General features: G+C 37.9%; 19 protein-coding genes and 1 riboswitch. Of the genes, 6 read left to right on the top strand and 13 right to left on the bottom strand.

The annotated features are described in order from the left end of the window. Positions 1–124 precede the first annotated feature (124 nt). From F606_RS0108760 to F606_RS0108750, 3 genes are read left to right on the top strand one after another with little or no spacing between them, the layout of a single operon-like run. Positions 125–658 (top strand): biotin transporter BioY, encoded by a 534-nt coding sequence (locus tag F606_RS0108760; RefSeq protein WP_019553510.1) that lies wholly within the window; start codon positions 125–127, stop codon positions 656–658. Between the two features lie 5 nt (positions 659–663). Next, on the top strand, positions 664–1,806 hold the full coding sequence (locus F606_RS0108755) for a thiolase family protein (RefSeq protein WP_019553509.1): 1,143 nt from the start codon (positions 664–666) through the stop codon (positions 1,804–1,806). Beyond that, entirely contained in the window at positions 1,806–3,155 is a 1,350-nt protein-coding gene (locus F606_RS0108750; protein WP_019553508.1) for an AMP-binding protein, read from the top strand. The genes F606_RS0108755 and F606_RS0108750 overlap by 1 nt, the downstream gene beginning before the upstream one ends. Before the next feature lie 65 nt (positions 3,156–3,220). Here F606_RS0108750 and F606_RS0108745 read toward each other — a convergent pair whose 3' ends face one another. Continuing rightward, on the bottom strand, positions 3,221–4,048 hold the full coding sequence (locus F606_RS0108745; protein WP_019553507.1) for a helix-turn-helix domain-containing protein: 828 nt from the start codon (positions 4,046–4,048) through the stop codon (positions 3,221–3,223). Between the two features lie 232 nt (positions 4,049–4,280). Between F606_RS0108745 and yiaK the strand changes: the two genes are divergently transcribed. The 3 genes from yiaK to F606_RS0108730 all read left to right on the top strand — a co-directional run bounded on the left by yiaK (position 4,281) and on the right by F606_RS0108730 (position 7,053). Beyond that, positions 4,281–5,285 carry a 3-dehydro-L-gulonate 2-dehydrogenase gene (gene yiaK, locus F606_RS0108740; protein ID WP_019553506.1) on the top strand — a complete coding sequence of 335 codons (1,005 nt, stop codon included), beginning with the start codon at positions 4,281–4,283 and terminating at the stop codon, positions 5,283–5,285. Between the two features lie 37 nt (positions 5,286–5,322). After that, on the top strand, positions 5,323–5,814 hold the full coding sequence (locus F606_RS0108735) for a NanQ anomerase/TabA/YiaL family protein (RefSeq protein WP_245542103.1): 492 nt from the start codon (positions 5,323–5,325) through the stop codon (positions 5,812–5,814). 222 nt (positions 5,815–6,036) lie between these two features. Then, a complete protein-coding gene (locus F606_RS0108730; RefSeq protein WP_019553504.1) occupies positions 6,037–7,053 on the top strand; it encodes a Zn-dependent oxidoreductase in 1,017 nt (338 codons plus the stop codon). 102 nt (positions 7,054–7,155) lie between these two features. Here the strand turns inward: F606_RS0108730 and F606_RS0108725 are convergent, their stop codons facing one another. The 12 genes from F606_RS0108725 to F606_RS0108670 all read right to left on the bottom strand — a co-directional run bounded on the left by F606_RS0108725 (position 7,156) and on the right by F606_RS0108670 (position 26,238). Continuing rightward, positions 7,156–9,645 carry a glycoside hydrolase family 31 protein gene (locus F606_RS0108725; RefSeq protein ID WP_019553503.1) on the bottom strand — a complete coding sequence of 830 codons (2,490 nt, stop codon included), beginning with the start codon at positions 9,643–9,645 and terminating at the stop codon, positions 7,156–7,158. A gap of 81 nt (positions 9,646–9,726) precedes the next feature. Next, complete coding sequence (locus tag F606_RS0108720; protein ID WP_019553502.1) at positions 9,727–12,237, bottom strand: glycoside hydrolase family 31 protein; 2,511 nt, start codon at positions 12,235–12,237, stop codon at positions 9,727–9,729. A 94-nt stretch (positions 12,238–12,331) separates the two neighbouring features. Beyond that, positions 12,332–14,122, bottom strand: coding sequence for an MFS transporter (locus F606_RS20850; RefSeq protein WP_019553501.1), 1,791 nt, complete (start codon positions 14,120–14,122; stop codon positions 12,332–12,334). Between the two features lie 131 nt (positions 14,123–14,253). Continuing rightward, positions 14,254–15,861, bottom strand: coding sequence for a mannitol dehydrogenase family protein (locus tag F606_RS0108710; RefSeq protein WP_019553500.1), 1,608 nt, complete (start codon positions 15,859–15,861; stop codon positions 14,254–14,256). A gap of 18 nt (positions 15,862–15,879) precedes the next feature. Then, on the bottom strand, positions 15,880–16,959 hold the full coding sequence (gene uxuA / locus F606_RS0108705; protein WP_019553499.1) for a mannonate dehydratase: 1,080 nt from the start codon (positions 16,957–16,959) through the stop codon (positions 15,880–15,882). A gap of 320 nt (positions 16,960–17,279) precedes the next feature. Beyond that, positions 17,280–17,969, bottom strand: coding sequence for a GntR family transcriptional regulator (locus F606_RS0108700; protein WP_019553498.1), 690 nt, complete (start codon positions 17,967–17,969; stop codon positions 17,280–17,282). 124 nt (positions 17,970–18,093) lie between these two features. Further along, positions 18,094–18,477, bottom strand: a complete 384-nt coding sequence (crcB, locus tag F606_RS0108695; protein ID WP_019553497.1) for a fluoride efflux transporter CrcB — start codon at positions 18,475–18,477, stop codon at positions 18,094–18,096. 14 nt (positions 18,478–18,491) lie between these two features. Further along, positions 18,492–18,827, bottom strand: coding sequence for a putative PII-like signaling protein (locus F606_RS0108690; protein ID WP_019553496.1), 336 nt, complete (start codon positions 18,825–18,827; stop codon positions 18,492–18,494). Positions 18,828–18,962: 135 nt separating this feature from the next. After that, positions 18,963–19,027, bottom strand: a riboswitch (Fluoride riboswitch). A 147-nt stretch (positions 19,028–19,174) separates the two neighbouring features. After that, positions 19,175–21,424 carry a S8 family peptidase gene (locus F606_RS0108685; protein ID WP_019553495.1) on the bottom strand — a complete coding sequence of 750 codons (2,250 nt, stop codon included), beginning with the start codon at positions 21,422–21,424 and terminating at the stop codon, positions 19,175–19,177. A gap of 6 nt (positions 21,425–21,430) precedes the next feature. Continuing rightward, on the bottom strand, positions 21,431–22,468 hold the full coding sequence (locus F606_RS0108680; RefSeq protein ID WP_019553494.1) for an ATP-binding protein: 1,038 nt from the start codon (positions 22,466–22,468) through the stop codon (positions 21,431–21,433). 203 nt (positions 22,469–22,671) lie between these two features. Continuing rightward, positions 22,672–24,000, bottom strand: coding sequence for a putrescine-ornithine antiporter (gene potE / locus F606_RS0108675; protein ID WP_019553493.1), 1,329 nt, complete (start codon positions 23,998–24,000; stop codon positions 22,672–22,674). Positions 24,001–24,081: 81 nt separating this feature from the next. Next, complete coding sequence (locus F606_RS0108670) at positions 24,082–26,238, bottom strand: ornithine decarboxylase (RefSeq protein WP_019553492.1); 2,157 nt, start codon at positions 26,236–26,238, stop codon at positions 24,082–24,084. Position 26,239 lies beyond the last annotated feature (1 nt).

The following is a 26,239-nucleotide window of genomic DNA, read 5'->3' as shown; positions in this document are numbered from 1 at the left end:
AACTTGGTTGACGATTTAACCGGACATAGGTATAATGAAGAATAGCATAAACGACCAAAAGCCCTAATGCCAAATCGCAAAAATTATTTACATTCCAAAATAAAAAAGTAGGAGCTTGATTACCATGAATACAAGAGTTTTAACCAAAATAGCAATCTGTGTAGCACTCTTAAGCGTATCCGCTTACATATCCATTCCATTGCCGTTTACCGCCGCTATGCTGACCGCATTAACGGTCGTAGTAAACCTGGTCGCATTTGTGTTAACGCCAAAACAAGCCTTTCTGACCCTTGCCGTATATATCTTACTTGGAACAGCTGGTCTGCCTATTTTCGTAGGAGGAATGGGCGGCCCTGGTAAATTATTCGGACCGACTGGTGGTTTTATTTTCGGCTATCTTTTAGCCGTACCTTTAATGAGTCTCTTAAAAGGAAAAACCCCTGATTTCAAACGCTATATGGCGGTTGCTGTTTTTATCGGAATGCCTGTTATTTATATAGGTGGTTCCATTTCAATGTGTCTCGTGCAAAATTTAGATATCTTTTCTACACTGGTGGTGGCAGTTTTTCCTTTCATTATCGGTGATATCGTCAAATCTGGAATTGCTGCCTATTTAGGAGTTAAGTTGAATAAAATTTTTGCAAGTCAAAGAGGATAAATAAAATGGAAAATGTTTATATTCTAGGTGGTATGCGAAGCCATATCGGACTCAAAAATGGTATATTTAAAAATGTACAGCCGGAAGACTTAGCAGCTGACCTCTTAAAAGAATTGATCAAAAAATATCAACTCGACACCATCGACCAAATCATTGGCGGCAATGCCGTTGGAACAGGCGGAAATATTACCCGTTTAATGGCATTAAAAGCAGGTATTAGCGAAGAAGTCCCTGCTTTTACAATTGATATGCAATGCTCGTCAGCTTGCATGAGCATCGATGTTGCCTTCGCCAAAATCCAAAGCGGACAATGTGATTTGATTATCGCCGGCGGCATGGAGAGCAGTTCCCTCCAGCCACTTCGCAGCTACGTAAAAAATGACAGTCGTTATAGCGATGGTCATGCCCAGTATATGGTGGCACAATTCTCACCAAACGAAAACAGTGACCTTGCCATGCTCGAAGGTGCACAGCGAGTCATACAAAAAGAAAAAATAACAAAAGCCGAACTTGATTTTTGGTCGTTAGAAAGTCATATCCGTGCCAAAGCTGCCAAAAATCAAAACCAACTTGCCGATGTGATCCTGCCTCTATATGGCAGCACCAAAGATGAAGGTATTCGCGAACGAATGAGCCAAAAATTATTAGACCGCCTGCCCTTACTGCTCGGGGAAAATACGCTCATAACCGCTGGAAATTCATGTCTGATCAACGACGGAGCAGCTTTTATTGTCCTCGCTTCCGAAAAATTTCTTAAGCAAAATGGACAAACTCCCCTCGCACAAATTTTGCACACCTGCTCCATCGGAACCAACCCTTTATACAGCCCGCTGTCAGCAATGAAAGCAGTGGATAAACTCCTAACAAGTGCCAATTTGAAATACGACGATATTGCAAATTTTGAATTCAATGAAGCCTTTGCTGTTATTGATGTATTATTTGAACGTGCCTATCCAAAGCTTGTTGACCGTTATAATATATTGGGCGGCGCATTAGCGTACGGGCATCCCTATGGAGCCTCTGGAGGAATCATTATGCTTCATCTATTAAAAGCCCTAGAATATACAAAGGGACTTTATGGCGTTTGCTCGATTGCCGGAGCAGGCGGACTAGGTTCAGCAATTTTAATCAAGAGGACGAAAGCGTAATGAATTATTTTACATTATTGAAAGAACTGTCATATAAAAACAAAACTAAGCTGTTTGTAAGGCTCAATCAAAACAATTATTCTTATGAAGATCTATTTTTTGCAGCAAATTGCTTAGGTGATCAAATACAACTAAGACACTCTGTTGTGCTTATCTATTCTAACAATTTACTTTTTCAAGTCACCGCTTTTTTTGCGGCCATGAAATCCGGGAATATTCCCATTTTGTCGCATTACAGTCTCCCTATTGAGTCATTAAAAAAAATGATAATTAAAAATCAGATAAAATATATCCTATCAGATCAAAACCCGAATTTTGATTTTCTTGTCAAGGTTGAAACGATGCCCGAAGCTTTTTTATTAACGACCGAGGTTGAAGAAGAACAAAGTACCACGTCTACTATTTGTATGGGAGTATTAAGCTCTGGATCAACCGATGTCCCTAAAGTCCTCTTTCGTTCCTATGAAAGCTGGGCCGGATTTTTTCCTACGCAAAATAAAATTTTTGGCATAGACGCCTCAAGCATTTTATTTATGCATGGCAGTTTAAGTTTTACCGGAAATCTCAATGCCATTCTTTCTGTTTTATATGCAGGCGGCTCAATCGTATTAACCGATGTGTTCCACTGCAAAACCTGGCTGAACGAAATAAACGAATTTGAAGTAACGACGATTTACCTTGTGCCAGCCAAATTAAAAGCATTCATCAAGTTCATCCATGAACCAAATAAAAGCGTAACGATGATTTTCACCGGTTCGCAGCTCTTATTTTCTTCAATGGCCCGTACCTTAAAAGAAAAATTCATCAATACCAACATCATTCTCTATTATGGCGCCAGCGAATTAAATTACATTACCTATCTCGAATATAGTGATCTACTAACAAACCCACTCAGCGTAGGAAAGCCATTTCCCGGCGTAACCGTATCGATCAAAGAAGGATTTATCTATGTTGATACACCGTATCATATCGAAGGGATCACCTTGCCGTATACGGTGTATGATCGAGGTTATTTTGCTGAAAATCAGCACTTAATATTTTTAGGCAGACAAGAAGATGTGATCAACAAAGGCGGCTTCAAAATAAGCTGTGTAAAAATCGAAGAGGCACTCAAAAAAATACCCGGCATCAAGAACATTGCCGTCATTGCCTATCAGGATGATAAAAGGGGCAATGAAGCAGCTGCGTTTCTTGTTACCGACGGTAAGGTCAAAAAAGATTCTATCCGCTCCATGATAAAAGAAACTCTGATGGCAGTCGAGATACCAAAAAGATTTATCTTCATCCATGAAATACCACTAAACGATTCCGGTAAAGTTGACCGGAAAAAATTAAAAGCACTCTTATAAAATAAGGGCAAGGGGATTTCGCACTCCCCTTACCCTTATTTTTTTGCATTAAATTCATATCCCTATCATTTTAAAAAATGTGAAGGGGCAAATCCTTCACATTTTTTAAAACATTTACTGAAATAAAAAACATCACTGAATCCAACCTTTTCAGCGGCAACAGAAATCGTGTGACCATCAAGTAAAAGTTCTTTGGCTTTTTGAATCCGCAAATGGATTAGATAGTTAATTGGTGATTTCCCTGTGATCTTTTTGAAAATATTTTCTAGATAGGTTGGGCTAATATTAATTTTATCAGCAAGATCCTTCAATGTAATTTTGCTGCAATAGTTTTTGGACATAAAATGAAGTAAAGTTTCTATTTTCCTTATGTGGTCATAACTGAAATTTGTGGTTGTTTTCCAATAGAGCAGCAGCGACAAAATTTCCATAAAAATAGCTTTAGCCCGTATCATTCGATTATAATCGCTAAAAAACCATGTTTTTATGAAACTGGAAAACAATTCGGCGATGCGGGAGTATAAAAAATGATCGGCAATGTTTTCTACCGTGCAAAATGGAAGAGGATTATCTGTCTGAATCCACTGATTATCACTAAAAATTGGATGCGTGTAAAAGAAATCGACGGTAAAACATTTCATCAAATTTGGGGAACTGGTACTCCCTAATCGATAATCTTCCGGACGATAATAGACCAAATCTCCTTTTTTAACATTATAACTTTTTTGATTACAAACCAGCTTGGCTTCACCATCATAAACTAAAATTAAATTATGTCTGTCATAAATGGTTTTTCCCTCGAGCTTCCAATCGGGAGTACATTTTCGTTCCGCGGCATACGTAATTTGGAGAAACATGTTTTCTAATAAATATTCAGGCGATAAATCAGACATAAGCACCTCCATAAATAGTGAGATAGTACAAATATAATTATATAATATATGTTCAAAACATTCTATAAGATGTAGATTAATAGTAGTCTAATGATTGATATTTTGTGTACAGAGATTAAATTATTAGATTATTCACAAAAATAAAACAGTTATATTAGATAAATAAATACCCAGCAATATACAGAGAAAAATTTTAATTTATTAAATCAAATTACGAGTGGAGGAAAATAAAATGAGAATACCTTTTGAAACAATGAAGGCAGAAGTAAAGCGAGTTTTCTTGAAAGTCGGAATGTCGGAAGAAAAGGCGGAGGTCTGTGCGCAAGTCCATACAGAGTCAAGTCGCGACGGGGTATATTCCCATGGTCTAAATCGTGTAGCTCGATTTGTTGATTACGTACAAAAAGGCTGGGTTGATATAAATGCTGAACCTACTTTATTTTTAAGTGCAGGGGCTATCGAAAACTATGATGGGAATCGTGGCCCTGGCATCCTGAATGCAAAATTTGCTATGAATCGTGCCATTGAAATCTCCAAAAAATTTGGTATTAGCCTTGTTACTTTACGCAACACCACGCACTGGATGCGCGGCGGTACATATGGCTGGGATGCAGCCAATCAAGGCTATGTGGGGATTTGCTGGACCAATACAGAATCTTGCATGCCGACCTGGGGCGCAAAAAATACCCGAGTTGGCAATAATCCTTTTGTAATGGCGCTGCCGCGAACTGAGGGAAATATTGTCCTAGACATGGCTATGTCACAATTTTCTTATGGTAAACTGCAAGTGACAAGACTGAAAAATGAGCTTTTACCCGTACCAGGTGGCTATGATAAAGACGGTAACTTAACCAGTGTCCCTGGTCTTATTGAGGAATCGATGCGAATTTTGCCTACAGGTTATTGGAAGGGGTCTGGATTTGCTATTTTACTTGATACCGTAGCTGCGATTTTATCGAATGGTCTAGCTACTTCTGGGATTGATAAGATCCAGGAAGGAAGCTGCGGCGGCTGCAGTCAAATTTTCATCGTTATTGATCCTTATGCCGCTGGGACAAAGACTTTTGTCGAACAAACTTTAAATGAAACGGTTGACTATATAAAAGCTTCTGAACCCGTAAAAGAAGACGGAGAAATTTACTTTCCTGGCGAATTAGCTGCAAAAACACGCCGTGAGAATATGGAACAAGGAATTCCCGCAGATGAAAATGTATGGCAGGAAATACTCAAACTATAAATATTTTTGACTAAAACTAAATAAACAAAGGATGATTATGATGATTTATGGTTGCATAAAAAATCTAGAACAGGAAAAAAGTGCTTTTTCACCCATGATTCAAAAAGGATTAGAGTATTTAAAAACTACAGACATTGCGAAATTATCTCCGGGTAAGCATGTAATAGACGGTGATACAATGTTCGCTGTTGTCTCAGACTATCTGCCAGAAAGCAAGGCGATGCGGCGCGCAGAAGCCCACCAGGAATACATTGACATTCAATATGTTCATTCGGGCGAAGAATTCCTTGGCTGCAGTTTTTTATCTGACAAAAATGAAGTTTTGGAAGATTTACTAGCCAAGCAGGATGTCATTTTTTATAAAAACACCGTGGATGAAATCAATGTAAAACTAGCAGCCGGCAATTATGCGGTTGTTTATCCCAATGATGTTCATCGTCCGGGCTGTTCTACCGGTTCTGTTGATAAAATCCGCAAAGTTGTTGTAAAAATAAAATTATCCAATTCATCACCAAAGAACCGGAAATAAATTCTGGCCTTTTGCCGCTCTAGTTTATCTATATATTGCATCTAACCTATTAGGCTGCCAGGAATGGATATAGGGCATCGTTTGCTTCCTCCGTAACGCCACTCAACCCCATATCCATTCCTGACGATTGCCATATATAATATTTAATGCAACTTATAATAGAAGATATTTTTTCTTCAATGTTAAATTTGTCTAAAGATATAAGAAATGAGGCTGCAGCTTATGAAAGCAATTGAAGTGCTAAAACCTGACGAAATCACAATTGTAGAACGTCCAATTCCTGCCTGTGGAGAAAATGAAGTTTTGATAAAAGTGAAAGCTGCTGGAATTTGCGGTTCTGATGTTCATATTTATCATGGAAAAAATGCCTTTGCAACATATCCGCGTATTGTTGGTCATGAATTTGTGGGAGAAATCATCACAATCGGTGTGAATGTAAAAAAGCTGCAAGTGGGTGATCGAGTTGCCGTTGATCCCGTTATGGCTTGTGGGCATTGTTATGCCTGCCGTATCGGCCGACATAATGTCTGTAAAAACCTCAAGGTTCTAGGCGTACATCAAGATGGCGGCTATCAAGAATATATAGCTGTAAAAAGTGAAAATGTCTATAAAATTCCTCAACATATTTCATGGGAAATTGCTTCACTGATTGAACCTTATACGATTGCGGCACAAGTCTTAGAACGAGGACGACTAACAGCAGATGATCAGGTTCTAATTTGTGGTGCAGGACCGATTGGCTTAATTATTTTGCAAGCGGTTAAAATGGTTGGTGCCAAAGCTGCTATTATGGATGTACTTGCGACAAGACTGAATCGTGCCAAAGAAATGGGAGCAGATCTAGTTATTGATGCCTCTAGCAGCGATGTGACGGAAGAAATGATGACGTTTACCAATCAAGAAGGTGCCAGTCTTATTTATGAGGCAACCGGCAATATTAAGGTACTTGAAACATGTATTACTAAAATTGCCTCCCCTGCCGGCAGAGTTGTCGTTCTGGGTTTCAGCACAGAACTGGTACAAATACCACAAGTCGCAATTATGAGCCGCGAACTTGAGATTATCGGGACTCGCCTTAACAGAGGCAAGTTTCCTCAAGTAATTGAATGGTTTGACAAAGGCTTGCTGCAACCAGAAAAAGTTCTTACTCATACCTTTCGTGTTTATGATGCCAAAAAAGCTTTTACCTTTATGGATACAAATCCAGCTGAAGTTTGTAAAATAGTGCTTACATTTTAACACTGTCATTTCATATAAAATTGATCAGCAAAATTTAAAACACACTTATAAAAATAAGGACAAGAGGGATTCGTCTCCCCTTGTCCTTATTGTTTGCATTGCTTACACCGAAATTAAATCTTTAACAGCAAAATCGGCATGTATGGTGTAGGTTTCATTTATATTATTATATTTAATTTTAGCTATTTTTTGTTCCATATCATAGTACCAGCCGGCAGTACTTGCTTGCCATTCTCGTTGATTTAGAAACATCGGGAGTTTCCTGCCCTGCAATCTAATTTGAATTGGTGCGATATCATGGCAGATTAAGTCTAACTGCACTACTTTAACGGGTGTCAAAAAGCTGCCTTCTGGCGTAAAGGTAATTTTCGTGCCATTACTTTTGTTGATATTAACTTTTGTTTTTAAATAATCGCCGTGCTTATAGTTATTTGTAATACCATCATCTTCATATAAACTAAATTCCGCCTCTCTTGAGACTTCCACAAGCAGGTGCAGTGTTTCGACTACATCCTTATGAATATTCGTTAATTCTTCGCTCATCGGTATAATAGCACCACTTCTAAGAAACATTGGAATGGAGCCCAGTGATACTTCTACTTCAATTGTTTGCCCGCCCTCGTAACGCTTCTTAGTGTACCAGTCAAACCATTCTGCTCCTGCTGGCAAATAAACCCGCCTTGTTTTTGCACCCTTATCTAAGATATTAGCAATCAACAAGGAACTACCTAACATAAAATCAAAACTTTCTTCCAGTACATTGTGATCATTTTGGAATTCATATATTAAGGGTCTCATAATCGGTGAACCTTCGGTAGCCGCCTCCACAAGCAATGAATACAAATAAGGAACTAAGCGATACCTCAATTGAATAGCCGCCTTGATATATTTTGTATACGAAGGGAACATCCACGGTTCCGTAACAGTATTGTCCGTATTGCAAGAATGAATTGAAAATCTCGGTTGGAAAATTCCATTTTGTACCCATCGGACAAAGAGTTCCGGTTCAGGGGCCGGCCCAAAAAATCCTCCAATATCACAGCCCTGATTCGCTACCCCAGACAAACCCATACCGAGTATCACCGGAATGTTAAATTTCAAACTTTTCCAACTTGTATTATTATCCCCCGCCCAGGTTTGGGCATAACGTTGAATACCGGCAAACCCAGCCCTGCTGACAATATAAGGCCTAATATTAGGATACGTCTCTAAAACGGTTTCTTTAGCCATAAAGGCCATAAGATTTGGCATAAGGGGACGCAAGGCACTCACATTTTCCTTCAATCCCTCATAGTGACAAATTGATGCTAAATCATTCATTTCATATTCATTATTATCATTCCATATTGAGGTAATTCCAAGGGAAACAATCGCTTCTTGCAAATACTTTTTCCAGAGTTCACGACCTTTAGGATTTGTAAAATCAACAAAAGAAGCTTGTCCCCCCCAATACCTGTCAGTTTGCGGTTTCTCATCACTGTCATCTTTTATATAGGCTCCGGCCGCAGCAAACTCTTTATATAACGGATGCGTCGTTAACATGCCCGGTTTGATATTAGGTGCTAATGCCGCACCCTTTTCCTTCATTTCTTCTACAAAGCCTTGAGGATTCGTAAAGCGGTCATAGTTCCAGTTAAATACATATCTTTTTCCATCCACCCCTGCAGTATAACCTGAAGACAAGAAAAATCCATCGCACGGAATTTCTTCTTCTTTGCATTTGTCCAAAAATTGTAGAATAGCCTTGTCAGCAGAAACATCCAATTCCGTATAATACATTGTAGATCCCATATAACCCAAGGAATATTTTGCGGGAAAGATTGTTTTCCCTGTTAAATCTGTATAATTTTTTATGACATTTTTTATTTTCGGCCCACAAATAAAGAATACATCTAACTCTCCTCCATCTGCGCAAAAATAGCTATACTTATTCCAATACCCACTTCTTTCACAACCCATATCGAAAACAGAATCGTAGGAGTTGTTATAGAATAAACCGCTCGCTATATTGTTTTTGCTATTTAGCTTAATATAAAACGGAATATGCTTATACAGCGGATCTGTCAATTCAGAATCATAGCCAAGCGTATCAACATTATGCATTCTCATTCGACGTTTCTTCTTATTTAAGTCCCCTGCTTTTTCACCAAACCCATAAAAATAATCATCATCATCCATACAGGAATAATGATAAATTCTCCCTAAGTCATCTTGAACACTGGCTTTTTCTTGTAAATCAGAATGCAATATATTTCCGTTTTTATCTGAAATCTCTATTGCAAAAGGATTTTTGTAAATTTTGATATTCAATTTTTTAGCAGCCCATAAAATATAAGTATCACAATCTTGATAAGCCACGGCAATGGCTTCTACTCTTTTTCTTTCACCTTGCAGCAGCTCGTCCATATGATCTTGCCAAGCTGTCAGGACCAGTGCATAGGAAGCCTCTGGTTTGAATTCAGCTGCAAACGTACAGCGAATCCGTACAATATCGTCATTTAACAAGATCAATCGATACTTGCCCGCATCTGTCTCTATATCTAAATAAGTATGGTGGTTCTCTATTTTTACAACTTTTCTGCTCACTTTCATAAGCAAGGCCTCCCTCGATAATCTTTATTTTGTATAATACCCCTAGCTGTCGCAATTTTTAATTCATGCAATATCATATATTTACAATTCATCTTCCATGCCAATTAAATCGAATTTTTCAAAACTGACCACGACTTTGTAATCAATTGGAATATTTTTATATTTTATGCATACAACTCCCCTTGAAGGATTATAATGCCACCCTTCAACTGCTTTGGCGAAGGTATCAACATGTAAATACTGTTTTAGCTGCTTCTCATTAACAGTAACCCAATAAGCCCCTTTTTCTTTATTAATTACCTGTAAAAATATGCTTTCAATACTTGAAACAAATTTACCCTCTTTGTGAAAAATAATTTCTGATCTTATTTTATTTTTTACCGTAATCATAGTTTTTAAATATGTACCATTTAAATATTCATTCGTTTTTCCATCATCTTCATAAAATGTAAATTTGCTGTCCCTATCCGTCGCAATAACCAATTCTAATTTTTCAACTTGATCTTTACTGATATTTGATATGTCCTCGGTCATTGGCACAATAGCAGTATCTCGAAAAAACATTGGAATTGATGCTAAAGATATCGGTATTTCAATCTCTTGACCACCATCAAATTTCTCCATTGTTTCCCAGTAATACCAAGCTGATCCGGCCGGCAAGTATAACTTTCTGGATACAGCCCCCTTATCAAAAACATTCGCTACTAATATGCTGGATCCAAACATAAACGTAAAGTTATCATCCGTCAAACATCTTGTATCGTCTTGAAATTCCAAAAACAACGGTCTAATAATCGGTGTACCTTCACTGCAAGCTTCATACATTAAGGAGTACATATATGGCAATAATTTATATCTTAATTTATAGGCTGCTCTGACGAATTCAATATTTTCAGCATACATCCATGGTTCCGTCACTGTATTATCATTATTTGCCGAATTTATAACAAATCTAGGTTGAAAAATGCCGTTTTGAATCCAGCGTAATAATAGTTCAGCCTCAGGTGCTTTTCCCGCAAAGCCGCCAATATCACACCCATTATTCGCTACACCAGACAGGCCCATACCGATAATTGTATTTATATTAAACTTAGGCGTACGCCAATCTGTCAAATTATCGCCTGCCCAAGTTTGTGCATATCTTTGAATCCCGGCAAACCCGGCTCGGCTAATGATATAAGGACGAGCCTCTGGATAGACTTCGGCAATTGCCTCTCGGCCAGCATGTGCCATTAAATTACTCTGCAAACTTTTCAGCTGCGCCATAGTCCCTAAGCCGCCATCAAAATCACAAATAGCTTCTTTATTCGTAATTCCATCATATTCACAATTATCGTTCCATACGGTACTGGTTCCCTTTGTCAAAATGTTTTCCTTTAGCAATTTCTTCCATGCATTTCTACCGCTTGGTTTGCTAAAATCAATAAATTTCCCGAGTCCACCCCACCAGTTTCCCAAGCAGTCTTCTTTATTGTCTGCATCTTTAATAAAAGCCGACTGTTCTTCATAATATGTAGCATAAGGATGGTTTTTTAGTACACCCGGTTTTAAGTTTGGTATAACATTAATTCCCTTATCATTCATACTTCGAAAAAATTCATTTACGCTAGGAAATTTTTTATGATTCCAGTTAAAGGTATAACGTAAATTATCTTCTTCACCAGACGAATATCCTGATGCCAGCCAAAAATTATCAATTGGTATGTCCTCTTTGCTATGTTTATCAATCACGTTGTAAATTTCTTGATCACAGTTTTCTTTTAACTCAGCATAATACATGGTCGAAGCCGTATACCCTAATGATTGCTTAGGTGGAAACGCTTGCTTACCTGTTAAATCTGTATATTTCGTCACTACATCTTTAACTTTTGGTCCATGAATCAAGAATAAATCAATATCACCACCATCTGTCATATAATAACTATAGCGTGGCCAATAACCACTAATTTCACGACCCATATCAAAAACGGCATCATATGAGTTATGGTAAAACAGCCCCACTGCCTTTTTGCTGGTTTCATTGATGCGAATATAAAACGGAATATGTTTGTACAAAGGATCGCCATTTTCAGGATCATGTCCAATCGCATCTTTAGGACTCATCATCATCCGCTGTCCTTTTTTATCTAAGTTTCCCGTTTTTTCACCAAACCCATAAAAATGATCTTCATCTAAATCAATCGCATTATAATGATATCTTCTGCCTAACTGGTCTTTGACAAAAGATCTGCCTATCAAATCGGAATACAACAGCACTTTCGTATGATCATACAATTTGAAGCCAAATGGTTCTTTATATAACTCGAGTATTAAACTGCTCGTTTTAAAGATCATTTTTTGTTTATCTTCCGTATAGGAAACATCAATCGCTTTGATGCGTTTTCTTTCTTTGCCTAGAAAGTTATCAAATCGATCTTCCCAGGCGGTTAAAGTTAGTACATAAGATTCTTCAATAAATTTTTTATCAAATGATGTCCTTATTCTAATAATATCTTTCGTTAAAAAAATAAGCTTTATAAATGGTCCATCCGTTTCTATCAAATAACCATTTTCGATTTTTTTGCTGTTTGTAACTTTTGTTGCACAAATCAAAGCAGCAGCACTCCTTTAACATAAAAATTCATGAACGGATAAAATGAATTTGAAGCGGTTTCATAACCGCTTCAAATGCAATACTCCCAGACAGTTATTTCTTTTTATTTTTTATGCCAATTACGCTTTGTAAAGCATTATAAGCACGATTTACTTTTTTCTCCAAGGCTACTTGGAGCTGTTCACCAACGATAACAGCATCTTTAACACCATCTAAATTTTTTAAAACTTCGCAGTTTGCCGCTGTATTATCGGATAATGTAATTCTGAGACGGGTAGCGCAATATGTATAATAATCGATATTATAGGCACCACCAACATTTTTCAAAATTGCATTTGCCAAAACCAGTTGATCCGCTTCCACTCCTTGTGGATATTCTACTTCATTTGGCTGACTCCAAAGTTCTTCATATTTATACCCTGTTAACTCTTCTGTAATCGCCCTTGCTTCAATACTGACATCCGCTTTACTTCCCCCAGCTTTTAAACGATCAATTTCTTGAATCAACACAGCATGGGTCTGTTTATTTAGCTTAAAGTGCCAAGCAAAATACAAGGCAATACCAATCAGACCAGCTGTTCCAATCAATAATGTATTCGCAATCGTATGAATCGCTTCTGGTGACTGAACCAACTGCCCTTTAACAAAACCGCCTTCCTGCATAACAAAACCTACAATAATGGTAGCAATTGCTACTGTAGTTTTTCTGGCAAAGGTCATGACCGCCGCAAACAAACCTTCTCTTCTTTTCTGTGATATAATTTCATCTACATCCGGAATAAAAGGAAAAACATTCCAGGGTGTAAATTCGAGAAGCTGGCGGCCAATTTGATAGAAAAAACCAAGTGCATATAAAATAGCTAATTTTGAAGCGGGATCATACAGATATACGGCAAAAAAGCCAAACAAGCAGGCAATCATTGTTATATACGAAATTTTAAACAAATTGCGCGGACCAAATTTAATCATTAAGAAACCACCCGCAATTGTTGTCGGTATTCCAATAAGACTAAGTGAAAGTATATCTGCGGCATTTGCTGATGGAAGATCCAGACAAAATACAGCAAAGAAAATAAAGATTGTATTAAAAACATCTTTTCCCGTAAAAGAACAAATATAGATCAATAAATGCTGACGAAAAGCTTTAACCTTCAAAGTAGACCAATATTCTTGGGCAATATAGACAATACTTGAACACCTTTGCGCAAAACTTTGTGGCACTTCAGCTTGAAGAAGTTCTTCTTTCATTTTCGCAGTAAGATCTCTTTCCCAAGTCACTTTATAGCTAATAAAGAGACAGATAGCAAACAATACCGCAAAGATCGTACCATTTAACGTATAGGCATACGCATTATTTTCACCAAAATAACGAATTAAGATGGATGGAACAAACGTAGCTAAAAAAACACCCGTAGAGGATATAAACATACGACAGGTCGACAGCTTGGTCCGAGAATTAAAATCGGTTGTCATCTCTGATGGTAAAGTTTCCCAAGGTATCAATACCATCGCCGCAATAATTTCAAAAGCTAAATAACAGGTTAGATAATACCAATAACTCATGCCGGTAAGCCAAAGCAAAGCATAAACCAGCATAAGGGGTGACCCAATCAGTAAGAAAAACCGGCGGCGTCCGAACCGTTTGCCCAGGCTATTCTTGAAAAAGTTATCGGATATACTGCCAATCGCCAGGCTGACAACCGCATCAACGATCCGAGCAATTCCGACTATGGAAGCCGCCTGAACCGGTGTTAAGCCTGCATAGGTTGTATAAAAGAAAAGCATCCATGCCCCGATAATGGTAAATGCACCGCCACCCATTAAATCAGTTAATCCATAGCCAATGCCAATCGGAATTGTAATTTTTCTGTTTTTCGCAGTCATATGAATTCCTCCTATATTCTAAATTGAAAGTCGCTTGTATTTTTTATATATTCTGATAATTATTTCTGTAATACGTTTAAATGGTAAGACCTGAAATGGAACTTTCATAGCACCCTTTCAGATCTCACGTTTCAGCCTAAATATTTTTGCAAAGTTTTCTGAACAGCTTCCGGTCCAGTAATCATTTCTTTAAAATAGACTTCAATCCGATCCCCTAGCCCAATTTTATATAAATTCAACCCAAAAATAGTTGAATCGCTGAGAATCGGTTTTAATGCAGCATGGACATCGATGTTTGAACCAAAATGTACATCGGTCAAATGACCCTGCAGCTCTGCCAATAATGGATCGGGACTCACCGTAAATGGATTGCCAGAATCATCAAGGCCCAGCAAATAACGACACCAGCCCGCAATCGTCAACGGAATGTAGGTAAGCGTGCTCACATCTAAGTCTGGTGATTTTTGGTACGCTTTAATCGTTTCACCAAATCGAATGCCAAGTTTTTGTGAAGTATCACAAGCTATACGCTGTGGCGTATCCGGTATTGCGGGATTTGGAAAACGTTCTGTCAAACATTCCCGTATAAAATCTTGTGGATTTAATACCCCTGGGTCAGCGACAACTTTCATACCTTCTTGATAACCAATGTTTTCAACAAGCTTATAGAGCAACGGATTTTTCATTTCATCGGCAATTAATGTATAACCTAACAAACAACCAAAAACCGCCAATGCTGTATGCAGTGGATTCAAACACGTACAAACCTTCATTTTTTCCACACAATCAACCGTCTGGCGGTTCGTGAAAATCACACCAGCTTTTTCGAGAGGCGGCCTTCCATTAAGGAATGTATCTTCTACGACCAAATATTCGGTCTTTTCCGCATTGACAAAAGGAGCATAACAGCCACCACGTTGGCTAGAAATAAACTCCATATCCGTAAATCCGTCTTCCAAAAGTTCTTTTTGTATGGCTTCTGACGGGCGCGGTGTTATTTTATCAATCATACTGCACGGATAAGCGACTTGTTGCCTTAGATATTCCAAAAAGCCTGCTTTGACAAGACCTGTTTGTTCCCAAACCTGAGCAATCTCTTGTACCGCATTTTTCAAAACCAGACCATTTTGTGAACAATTATCCAGACTTAAAAGCGTTACTGGACAAGCACCTGCTATATAACGTTCATAGAGTAACGAAACTACCCTTGCTAAAAAGCTTTGCGGTGCTTTGGGTCCAGCTACCAGATCTGCAGCAATATCAGGTAAGTAAGTACCGTCCTTCGTTTTAACCTTGTACCCTTTTTCGGTAATCGTAAAACTGATAATCTGAAGCGATGGATTACGCAGAATTTCTTGCAGCCGCTTCCAGTCAGCTTTTTCTTCCGTACGGCAAGTCAAGCTTTCTGCAATGCTGCCAATTACAGTTTTGCGAATACTCTGATCTGGATACAATGTAACCAATAAGTTCAAATTATCATGTGGCTGATAAATTCTTTCAATGATTTCGCGAGTATTCGTTGCGGCTACTATGATTCCCGTGTTCACAGCCCCTTGATTGAGCAAATTCTGCTGTAAGGAAGCAATAAAAGCACGAAATATATTTCCCGGTCCAAAATGCAGCCAGCTTGGATTTTTTGCGGTTTCCTGCAGCATTTTGCTGCGATCAAACTCTGGCAATGCTATCCCTTTACTTTCCCAAGTAAATGCATCCTGCAGACTTTCCACATTGAGTTTCATCTTATATCCTTCTTTCTACTATTTTCTGCTATTTTCCCGACAAATGGCATCCCACAAGCCGCATAAATAGTTCGCACCAAGTGCTCGATCAAAAAGTCCATAACCTGGGCGTCCAACCTCTCCCCAGATCATTCTGCCATGATCCGGACGAACTGGTCCAGTGAAATTAACATCGTACAAGGCACGCATCATTTCATACACATCAAGCGAACCAAATTTTGATTTATGGGCAACTTCATTAAACACCCATGGTTCATGCACTTGAACATTTCTTATATGCGCAAAAGCTAAACGATTCATTTTCCCAAAATGCCGAATAATTTGTGGAATATCATTTTCCCGATTTGCGCCGAGTGACCCACTGCAAATTGTCAGTGCATTGCTTGGGCTGTCTACCAAGTCCACAATACGTGCTAAATTCTTCTCGCTTGTCACAATACGCGGTAAGCCAAACACGCTGCAAGGTGGATCATCCGGATGGATCGCTAGTTGAATCCCATATTTTTCTGCATATGGCACAACTGCTTTAAGAAAATAGCCAAGATTTTCAAATAATTTTTCTTCATCAACATCGCTGTATTGCTCAAATAAATGCGTCAATTCTTTCAAACGTTCCGGCTCCCAGCCAGGCAAAGAAAACCCGTTACTACTTGCCTGAATTTCTTTCACCATCGTCTGAGGATCTTTTCCCTCAATTAAATGATAGTCAAAGGCTAATGCCGTAGACCCATCATAAAGCGGTTTTGCAAGCTCCGTACGAGTCCAATCAAAAACCGGCATAAAATTATAACAAACAACCGTAACGCCGGCTTTGCTAAGATTTTTTAAAGATTCAATATAATTTTCAAGATATTTATCTCGGCTTGGTAACCCAAGTTTAATATCTTCATGTACATTAACACTTTCTACCGTTTCAAAAGCAAGACCATTATCTTCAATCTCTTTTTTAAGACACATAATTTTATCTAACGGCCAAACGTCACCTACCGGCACATCAAATAATGCACCAACAACACCATCCATACCTGGAATTTGCCGAATTTGCTGCAATGTAATTTTATCTTCATCTTTCCCATACCAACGGAATGTCATCTTCATTTTAAATTCCTCCAGCTCTATAATTGTTATAGATATACTACCATACTAGTATTTCAATAACAATTTTATTTTCATTCATTTTATTATAATTACCATTTATTATCTTTAATTTTCTTCTATTCTCTCCACATATTGAAGTTTTATAAATAATCTGACTTTTATCTATATAAGTTGCATTAACTATTTTTATATACTATTCCTGACAGACTGATAAACTGGATGTAATTTCTTTAATGCGCTCCATATAGCACACCATACTTTTAATTTCTTATATAAAAATATCCCCGGCAAAATAAATATTCTGCAAGGGATACTATCTCTTAGTCTTTGAAATACAATGGATATTTCTCTTTTAAATCTTCTGTATCTTTTAACACTTTATTAATATGCTCGCCTATAACTTTCTCGCCTTTTTCCCAATTGGACTGCTCAATTGCCATAAAAATATCCTCATGCTGACCAAACAGCTTTGGCATTTCATAATACCCATTCACCAAATTCAGCATGCGAACTCTATTATAGTTCAAACTCATCTGCTCAATCATTTGCCAAATCCGAGTTTTATCACACGCAGCAAAGATGATTCCATGAAACGTTCCATCCATTTCAAAAAAGCGTGGAAAGTCATCCCTTTTCACACAAAGTTCCTGCAAATCCAAACAAGACTGCAATTTTTGCAGACTACTTCCCGAAAAAGTTTTACAAGCGGCTTGCATAATGGCATGTTCCATTGTTTCCCGCAAAAAAATAGACTCAGCAACCTGTCCCAAATCTATCTTTGCTACATACGTACCCTTTTGCGGCAAAATATCCAATAAGTTATCATGAGCCAAGCGAATAAACGCCTCCCTAACAGGAGTCCGGCTTATCTCCAGTTCATTGGCTATTTCCTGTTCTGACAAAGCCATGCCGGGGGCGAGATTCATGTTCAACAAATTTTTATTCATGATTCGCAAAGCATATTCACGTATCGATTCATACTTCTTCTTTTCTGAAATCTCCAACTTCATATCATTCGCTCCTACGACGTGGTTTTTCTCAACTAATCTTTACTCTAGCACAGAAAAAAGTTTTTGGCAAAACTTTTACGATGCTGCAAGATAATCAAGTGCGTATCTTCATTTATAAAAAACTTCATATGAACTTCGCCGTGAGAATTCCCAGCCACAGAGCAAGTAAGCCGATACATAAATTGGCTCCCATATTCATAAACGCGTTCACTAAATCACCCTCGCGTAAAAACTGCATCGTTTCGTAACCAAAAGAAGAAAACGTTGTTAACCCACCCAAAAATCCAACCGTAACCAAAAGTCTCAGATTGGTCGACACTGTAAAACGATCCGTCGTCAGCATCATAAAAAAGCCCATAACAAAACATCCCGCTACATTAACAAACAAGGTACCAAACGGAAAATATGCCCCATATTTACTGGCAATCCACGTTGTTAAAACATAACGTGCCACCGCACCGCAGCCCCCGCCAAATAAAACAATTAAAATCTGATCGATACTAAACACCACTGACCCCACCTTTATTCATGCCCAGGAAGTTGCTTCCCATATTTTAAAACTTTAACATCATCAATCGTAATCATACCTTTTTGCACAAGCGTATCCAAATGCGGCATGAATTTATCAATATATTCCTCACTGTCGATAATTTCAATCACAATTGGCAAATCACAGGATAGCTCCACCAACTTTGCCGACCGAATTTGCCGATTGTTTTCACCATAACCCATAATCCCACGAAAAACCGTAACCCCTGCCATATCAAGCTCCTTGGCTTTTTTTACAATGCGGTCATAATGATCGGTTTCACCGATATAAATCCGTAACCGTTTCGCACATTTTTTAATAGCAGCCATAAAAGTCCCTCCTATACTAAAATTTCTTATCTCCTATTATGTCATACTTCCATGAGATATTCACGCCACGTATTCTATCCCCATAATCGTTTAAACACATTCTCCGATAAAAAAAATAGACTCCTACCATTTAGAAAAATGGTAGGAGTCATCATTGTTCACCGAACAAATTTATGGCGAACTCCATCGCCTATAAGAGATTGAATTGATTATATCAAGAATCAGCATAGCCGTCAACGGTACAGCGGATTTTATTACCTTGCTGAAAAGTTTAGGAAGCAGCCTTCTAAATAGAAGGTTGCTATCCACTACCTTATGAAACGGTTACCATTCAATGGATACTCTGTCTAGTTTGTGCTTTTTCTTGGCATAGCATCAAAATCGTTAAAATTAATTTTTTCTTCAGCAATATTATAAATATCAATTCTATTTTCGACATCAATTTTATTTACAAGCCAACCCCTAAGCGAACAATTTTTTATAAAATCATCAATTCGATTAACACCATTTATTTCTTTTAAAGTTACTACGATGCCAAACTTTATACCTGCTCCATATTTTTTATCCAAGCGTTCTTTTGTTTTTAAACTTATTCCCCAAAGACCTTTATCATAAGCAGTCTTTGGACGATTTTTTTGTGTAAATACTTCACGAATATGTTTTATATTATCCCATTTTCGGAACAATTTTCTAGCGTCTTCTTCCCATGTAAAACATTCCGTTTTAGCACTTTGATAATTATTATTTATTGATTTTATTCCATCTTTATTTAATCTGCCAAACGATATATCAAGTTCTGTGTTCGTGTAATCAACACCTTGGTTTCGAGAACAACAGGGGAAATAGCATAAAGTGGCTTTTGCGACAAATGGATGTTTATCCTTACTTACCGGTACCGGAATATTATAGTTATAAGTATCATACTTTTCTGAAACACCCGATAAAACAAATTGTATTTCATCATCTGGACAACGAACGACATCATCTATTTTCAGAGGAACTATGCCATGCCCGATAAGCGAAATATCTATTTTCTGTTTTTCCCAACCAGTTGCTGAATTAATTATTAATGCTTTTGATACTTCTCTACTTAAACCTAAAATATCGATTAAGTAAGACATTTTCCTTGATATCCATGGAGCTGAAAAAGAAGTTCCTTTCACAAAAGCTTCACCTGTTGGAGTGCAAACGCTCATAAGATTCTTTCCATCCCCACCATAATAGCTAATATCAGGTTTTGTGAAAAATGATAATACTGGCCCCTTTCGGGTATATGAGGCAGGTTGATTGTCAAAATTAACAGAATTAACAACCAAAGAATTGATAGAGTCCGCCGGAGCGCCAATAGCTTTAGGTTCTTTTTCTGTTGCATTATTATTAGTTCCGGCAATAATAAATATCACCTCATTTTCATATTGAATTTTGTCTAACATTGCCGCTTCAGGTGAAATAAAATTCGGATTTATCTCCAATTTAGATCCAAGTGATAAATTCCAAACTTTAATATCTTTGTTTGACGATATTATTTCATCTATATTTCTTAAAATTGTAAATGAACTAAACTGATTTCCGGCAGCAACACCAAAATGTCTTACACGAAATCTACCGCAGCCATCATCCATATGAGGATTAGATGACGGACCATCTACTATAATAGATGATACCGCGGTTCCATGTTTATAGTCGCTTGGTGATAGTGGAATGTCTTCAGACAAGACATTTGTAAATTTAACCCATTCGGAAAAATAAACATTTTCATCAAACATAGTATCGATTACACCTATAGTAGGTTCATTTCCAGGGGAAGGAATAGAGATTACAGCATTATCACAAAAGTCAAAATCAACTTTACTTAATTGTGTTATGTCACTAACCGCCATAGATATTAAATATGGTGCTTTTTGTTTTAAAAGAGCAAATTCATCTGGTCGCAATAAAATAGTCGTATCGTCCATAACTCTAGTAAACTGTAAACTGATGCCCAATTTTTCCATAAGTTCTTTTGTTTTAACATCTGTTTTATATATAGTGATAATGGATTTATCTTTTAAATCTATATCATCAACTAATACATCGAATTTTTCAACATAAAAAGCATCTACTATCACTTTAAGAAACTTTGTTTTTGCAATCTTTGATGAAACAAAGGACCTTTGATTTGAGTTTATTTTTTTTATTATATCGTAGGTTATTGTCCCATCAAAATTTTCATTTAATATGTTAATACATATATTTAAGCGCTCAATTGACTCATCTATTATTTCCATAGAAACATAATGTGTAATTATGTGTTTTGGAGATTCAACATTTGTAAATCTTGCACCAACAATAGAGCTATTTGCGGTAATACTACTTTTCGATAATAAACCTTGTATCCTATTGCTTTTAGCTGCAACTTTATTATAGTACACGCTAATCAATGCTCCAGAAAATATATTTTCCTTTGACCAAAAAATTTTTAATTCCTCTAAATTTTTTTTAAGTTGTTCTAATTGTGAAAATTTAACAGATTTTCCAGATGGTAGATTCGATGCGCCTGGTCTTGAATCACTTGAGGCTTGTTCAAAGGTTCCCTTTAGTTGTAATAAATTATTCATTTGCAATTACTCCTTTAATTCTCGAGATACCTGACTTTTAGAAACACCCGTTAAAATTTCAATTTCTCTAACTGTAAAGCCTCTATTTTGCATATCCTTTAAATCAGTTTCTGCAATATGTTTATTTACAGCATGATAGAACCTTTTTAGGTAGTCATACTCATTATTAGGAGCACTAAAAGCTAATGAAGTTTTTATAAGATTTTTCAACTCACCAGGATAAGGAATTTGACTCATACAACTAAGGATTTTTCTGAACAGCCTTATATTCCTACCAGCAGATTTGAATTTTATTAATAATTCATTTAATATGATCTCGCCAATATCCATTAAATCGTCTTGAGTATAGCTGCTGAAATCTATGACAGAATCAAATCTTCTTATTAATGCTTTATCAAACGACTTATATAAATTAGTAGTTGCAATTAACACTATATTATCATTTAAGCTGTCTAACCCTTTTAATACTGAAGAAGTGGCTCTACCCATTTCACGCAAATCATTCGAATTAATTCTGTCAATAGCTATAGCATCTATCTCATCAAACAAAACTATAACTTTTTCTGGATGTGATACATTACGAATTTCATCGAAAAGACTTGCTATATTTTTAGATGTTTGTCCAAGTTTGCTATCGATAACCGAATCAAAATCAACTACAAATAACTCTCTTTCAAGTATGCGTGCTATTTGTTTTGCAGTCTCTGTTTTTCCGGTTCCTGGAGGTCCTTCAAACAAAAACTTGTTGACTCCTGCATTACGACTAACTGCATTTACAATGCCTAAAACACTATCTTTTATACGATCCGGTAAGGGAAGCGAATCCGTGTTAATATCTATTCGGTTAAAAAATATATGTTTAGTCTCATCCATTTGCGGAGAAAACGTGTTTGTGTCTGACAAAAGCGCCATAATATACTCAGAAAGTTGATAATTATTTATTTCATCAAAATATCTTGCTATTTCATATGCTTCATTTCTAAAAGCGGCATCATTTTTTTCGGCATAATATTTTATTAAGTTTAAAACATTCTTTTTTTTCATTATAATCACCTCCAAATATAGACTACCACACCTGGGACAAAAAATCAATATTAGGGACAAAATTCATTTTATATTATTAACAATCTTTTTTTCTACATCTATCGTCTCTATTAGATAGCAAAAAAACACTTTCAGCACGGAACTACCGCTATCTGAAAGTGTTTTTTCGGTAAAATATATAAACATATGGTTGGTAAGCTAATTTAAATATGTCGATCTGTAACCGAGGAGATTAAATCAAAGCGTTTGGAAACAAATCCATATAAGGTCCATCCGGCGAAGGTAATCATTGCACCATACATCATCGCTGTAAAGCCGCAGGCATACAACGCATAAAGACTGTACAACGATCCCACGAAGGCAACAAAATTTACCCAACGGCTTTTCCCGAAAGGGACGCCCGCGGTTTCTTGAATGACGGACACGGATGCCATTGAAAGGAGATATGGAATGATATTGGTCACAACCGCCAAATCGACCAGAATATTAAACTGTTTGTTCAACGAAGGGCTCATGGTCGACAAGGCCAGACCTGTCTGAACGGCTGTAATAATCAGCATAGCCGTCAACGGTACGTCGGATTTTGTTACCTTGCTGAAAAGTTTGGGAAAGTAACCTTCTACTGCTGAACTTTTAAACACCTGTGCAATCGTAAACTGCCAGCCCAGCAAAGAGCCAAAGCAGGACATCACCATGAGGCCCATGACAATTTTACCGATTGTATCATTAAACATCGCTGCAAATACAAGGCCAAACGGTGCGGTTGATTCAGCCATAATTGCGTTTGGTACGATACCTGCCATAACATTGGTGGAAAGAATATAAATAACACCTGCACCCAATGTACCGCCTAAAACGGCAATCGGGATGTTCTTTTCTGGATTGTCGACGGCGTCCGTATTTGCACAGGCCGATTCAAGCCCCAGAAACGCCCATAAGGTCATGGAAATCGACATGCTGATTGCTTCAAACTGCGGATAATCATGCGGATTCCAGGAAGCGATATATAAACTGCTGTCAAACCAGAACCAGCCAAAAATGCTTAATATGACCACTGGAATAATAACGCCTAAAATCGTGAAGGAACTGATTTGCCCCGTAATTCTGGCTCCGCCAAAATTCAGCACGGTTGCCAGCCACAAGGTAAAAATGGTCCATAGACTCACGGTAAACGGTGAAAGCGTCACATCAAAAAGTTCTGCCCCATAGCCTACCGCCGAAATAGCAATTGCTGTATTGGCAATAACCAAAGAAATTCCATACGTATAATTCGCCATAAAATTTCCAGCTTTACCAAAAGAATGTTCTGCATAACCACCCATTCCGCCGGACTTTTTACTGAACATCCCACATTTGGCAAAAGCATACGCCAGTGCCATGGAACCCGTTGCCGTCACCAGCCAGGAAACAATCGAAATCGTCCCCACTTCCGCCAGTTTGGTCGGTAACATAATAATGCCGGAACCCATCATATTGATTGCCGTTAAAAAAGTGAGCTGCATAACACTCATTTTATTGTTTTTTTCAGACATTGTGATTCACCCTTTCTTCTGGTGATACAAATATCAGACGGCTTTTAGACGAACCTGACAGACTAAAAGCCGTCTGTCAGATCAATCCTTTTTCAATACATAGCCATACCCTTTAATCAGATTTCCAGCTTGTTGCAGATAGACCCCTTGAATTTCAGGCGCAAACCCTGGGAAGTCATTAATTCCGGCTTCCAGCGTCAAGAAATAATGCTGTGCCGTTTTATTCCAGCGTTCACCCGGTACAACGCAGATAATGCCTGGCGGATATGGTAGAGCTCCTTCCAAGGCAACACGATCCACAATATGCGTCAATGGTACAAGTTCCGCTTCATTGCGAATTAAAGCCCATTGTGCTTCCTGGGCGCTGATTGCTGTCCGTGGTAACGTTTTACTGCGGAATAAATCCCGTTGCAAATTCTTTACATTGTTTTCCTTATAAAAATCATGCATTTCCTGACATAAAGCACGGATTGTATAGCCTGCATACCGATCCATATTATTTTTATAAACGGTTGGCAATACTTCACTCAGCGGCAAATCTTCCTTAATAGCAATTTCAAAACGAGCAATTTGCGATACAAGGTTTTGCAATTTCGTCGAAGTTTCTGCTGGTGTCAGTAAAAATAAAATGGAATTCAAATCGCATTTTTCCGGAATAATCCCGTTTTCACGCAAATAATTCGCTAAGATGGTCGCCGGAATACCGAACGTATCATATTCCCCGGTATCAACCTTAATCCCTGGTGTCGTCAGCATTAATTTGCAGGGATCGACAAAATATTGATTTTCTGCATAGCCTTCAAACGAATGCCATTTTTCACCAGGGTGAAAGTTAAAGAACTCCAAATCATTTGCCATTTCATCGGTATCATAATCCTGCCATTTTTTCCCGTTTACCATTAAAGGAATAAACGGCTGAATCATCGAACAATTCTTTAATAATGCTTTTCTCGCTTCAATCCCCATTTTTACACAGCTCATCCATAGTTTGCGCCCAGCTTCACCAGCGTGAATCTTCGCATTCACATCTAAGGTTGCAAAAAGCGGATAGAATGGGCTCGTCGAGGCATGAAGCATAAACGCATTGTTAAAGCGCTTGTGGTCGCAGTATCGTTTCTGCCCTTTTATATGGCTGTCTTTCTTATGAATCTGTGAGGCCTGCGAAAATCCGGCCTGCTGTTTATGAACGGATTGTGTTACAATAATACCCGGATCATCTTTTGTCAGCGTCAATAAAAGTGGTGAGCAGTCTTTCATCATAGGAATAAACTGTTCATAGCCGACCCAGGCTGAATCAAACAAAATATAATCGCATAGAGAACCGATTTTATCGACGACCTGTCGGGCGTTATAAATCGTTCCATCATACGTGCCGAGCTGGATAACCGCCAAGCGGAAAGGTCGTTTTTCTTTTGTTTTGCGTGGCGCAACTTTGGCAATCTGCTCACGCAAATACGTTTCATCAAAGCAGTGGCTGTCAATCCCGCCGATAAAGCCAAACGGATTTCGTGCTGTTTCCAGATAAATCGGTATAGCACCCGCTTGTGTCAAAGCTCCCTGATGGATGGATTTATGATTATTGCGATCAAATAAAACCAAATCGCCCGGAGAGAGCAAGGCATTGGTTACAACCTTATTGGAGGCTGACGTGCCATTTAAAACAAAATATGTCTTATCCGCATTAAATACTTGTGCGGCTTGCTTTTGGGCTTCGCAGGCAAATCCTTCATGAATCAAAAGGTCGCCCAGTTTCACATCTGCATTGCAGATATCGGATCGAAATAGGTTTTCGCCATAAAACTCGTAAAGATAACGTCCTGCCGGATGTTTGCGGAAAAACTGCCCGCCTTGATGACCTGGACAGTCAAACGCCGCATTGCCGCTTTCTACATATTCACTCAACGCCTTGAAAAAAGGCGGTAATACTTTTTCTTCATATAAAACAGCCGCCGCTTCAATCTGACGGCTGTAAAGACGCAGATCAAAATGCGTCGTATCCATCACATGATAAACCCTTCCCACGAAAGCTTCTTCCAAGGGAACATCTTTGACCAGTACGATAAAGAGTGGAATACCAAACTTCGTATCCTGAACGGCCTTGGCATAGCTTGTTTCTTCACTCGTAAGAACAATGGCAGCCACATCGGTATAATCCGTCTGCCCTGCCTCTACCAAATCCCGTTCCGTAGTAAAATACTTTTTAGCTTCAGGTCCATAAGCAATTTTGAAATGTTTCATT

The sequence above is a fragment of the Propionispira raffinosivorans DSM 20765 genome, assembly GCF_000381065.1.
Lineage (GTDB): Bacteria > Bacillota > Negativicutes > Selenomonadales > Selenomonadaceae > Propionispira > Propionispira raffinosivorans.
The sequence above is the reverse complement of the archived record's forward strand: the minus strand, read 5'-3'. Positions and strand labels throughout refer to the sequence as shown.

Coding starts and splice junctions, on each gene's coding strand:
- F606_RS0108760 (WP_019553510.1), top strand. CDS start 125: ATGAATACAAGAGTTTTAACCAAAATAGCAATCTGTGTAGCACTCTTA.
- F606_RS0108755 (WP_019553509.1), top strand. CDS start 664: ATGGAAAATGTTTATATTCTAGGTGGTATGCGAAGCCATATCGGACTC.
- F606_RS0108750 (WP_019553508.1), top strand. CDS start 1,806: ATGAATTATTTTACATTATTGAAAGAACTGTCATATAAAAACAAAACT.
- F606_RS0108745 (WP_019553507.1), bottom strand. CDS start 4,048: ATGTCTGATTTATCGCCTGAATATTTATTAGAAAACATGTTTCTCCAA.
- yiaK (WP_019553506.1), top strand. CDS start 4,281: ATGAGAATACCTTTTGAAACAATGAAGGCAGAAGTAAAGCGAGTTTTC.
- F606_RS0108735 (WP_245542103.1), top strand. CDS start 5,323: ATGATGATTTATGGTTGCATAAAAAATCTAGAACAGGAAAAAAGTGCT.
- F606_RS0108730 (WP_019553504.1), top strand. CDS start 6,037: ATGAAAGCAATTGAAGTGCTAAAACCTGACGAAATCACAATTGTAGAA.
- F606_RS0108725 (WP_019553503.1), bottom strand. CDS start 9,645: ATGAAAGTGAGCAGAAAAGTTGTAAAAATAGAGAACCACCATACTTAT.
- F606_RS20850 (WP_019553501.1), bottom strand. CDS start 14,122: ATGACTGCGAAAAACAGAAAAATTACAATTCCGATTGGCATTGGCTAT.
- F606_RS0108710 (WP_019553500.1), bottom strand. CDS start 15,861: ATGAAACTCAATGTGGAAAGTCTGCAGGATGCATTTACTTGGGAAAGT.
- uxuA (WP_019553499.1), bottom strand. CDS start 16,959: ATGAAGATGACATTCCGTTGGTATGGGAAAGATGAAGATAAAATTACA.
- F606_RS0108700 (WP_019553498.1), bottom strand. CDS start 17,969: ATGAAGTTGGAGATTTCAGAAAAGAAGAAGTATGAATCGATACGTGAA.
- F606_RS0108690 (WP_019553496.1), bottom strand. CDS start 18,827: ATGGCTGCTATTAAAAAATGTGCGAAACGGTTACGGATTTATATCGGT.
- F606_RS0108685 (WP_019553495.1), bottom strand. CDS start 21,424: ATGAATAATTTATTACAACTAAAGGGAACCTTTGAACAAGCCTCAAGT.
- F606_RS0108680 (WP_019553494.1), bottom strand. CDS start 22,468: ATGAAAAAAAAGAATGTTTTAAACTTAATAAAATATTATGCCGAAAAA.
- potE (WP_019553493.1), bottom strand. CDS start 24,000: ATGTCTGAAAAAAACAATAAAATGAGTGTTATGCAGCTCACTTTTTTA.
- F606_RS0108670 (WP_019553492.1), bottom strand. CDS start 26,238: ATGAAACATTTCAAAATTGCTTATGGACCTGAAGCTAAAAAGTATTTT.